This is a genomic window from Microbacterium sp. B24, from assembly GCF_000333415.1.
Taxonomy (GTDB): Bacteria; Actinomycetota; Actinomycetes; order Actinomycetales; family Microbacteriaceae; genus Microbacterium.
On sequence record NZ_BADB01000112.1, the window covers coordinates 1 to 1184 of the forward strand.

At 71.6% G+C, this 1184-nt stretch carries 1 pseudogene; it reads right to left on the reverse strand.

From position 1 onward, the window contains the following. Positions 1 to 1183: pseudogene (locus tag I5I_RS02605) on the reverse strand (cryptochrome/photolyase family protein); the annotation flags it as partial. Position 1184 lies beyond the last annotated feature (1 nt).

A 1184-nucleotide genomic window follows, 5' to 3' on the forward strand; every position in this document is an offset into this window, starting at 1 on the left:
TGCAGCTCCGGGTTGAAGATACGGAAATAGGGGGCCGCGTCGGCGCCGGAGCCGGCGACCCACTGCCAGTTGAACGGGTTGCTGGCGGCATCCGCATCGACGAGGGTGTCCCAGAACCACTCCTCGCCGCGTCGCCAGTCGATGAGGAGGTTCTTGATGAGAAAGGATGCCGTCACCATCCGCACCCGGTTGTGCATGAAGCCCGACGCCCAGAGCTCGCGCATGCCGGCATCCACCAGGGGAACCCCGGTCTCGCCGCGCTGCCACGCGCGCAGCATCGATGGCCTCAGTCGGGGCCAGGGGAACGCGTCGTACGCGGGCTTGAGGTTCGTGGTCGCCAGATCCGGCGCGTGGAAGAGGGTGTGCCAGGCGAACTCGCGCCAGCCGACCTCGGAGAGGAAGCCGGCCACGCGGGCGCCCGATTCGACGGCCGCGTGCCACACCTGGAACGGGCTCAGCTCTCCCCACCGCAGCCGTGGCGACAGCATCGAGGTCGCGCCCCCGGCGGGCTCGTCGCGGGCGCGGTCGTAGTCGGCGACATCCTCGGCGAGGAACTCCCGCAGGCGGTGGCGTGCGGCGAGTTCGCCAGGAGTCCAGCGCTCGCGCAGCCCGCCCGCCCAGTCCGGTCTCGTCGGCAGCAGCCCCCAGTCGTCGAGGTCGTCGGATGCCGGGTACGTCGACGCCCCGCGCAGTTCGCGCGGCTCCGCGATCGGCTCGCGCGGAGCGGGAAGCTGCTGACACGCTTTCCAGAACGGTGTGAACACCCCGTAGGGCGTCCCCGCGCCGGTGCGGACGGTCCACGGTTCGAACAGCAACGATGCCGCGAACGAGCTGACCTCGAGGCCGTCGGCTCGCAGCGACGTCTTGAGGCCCGCGTCCACCTCGCGTTCGGGCGCGCTGTACCGCCGGTTCCAGAACACCGCGCCGGCGTCGACCTCGCGGGCGAGTGAAGGGATGACCTCGGATGCGGCGCCGCGGCGCAGGACGAGGCGGGTGCCCTTCTCGCGCAGGCGCTCGCCGAGCGCGGTGAGGGAATGATGCAGCCACCACCGGGCGGCGCCGCCGAGGGGGCGCATGCCCGGCGACTCCTCGTCGAGCACATAGACCGCGATCACGGGCTCGCCGCGATCGACGCCCGCACGCAACGCGGGATGTCCGCGAGGCGGAGGTCGTCGCGAACCAGA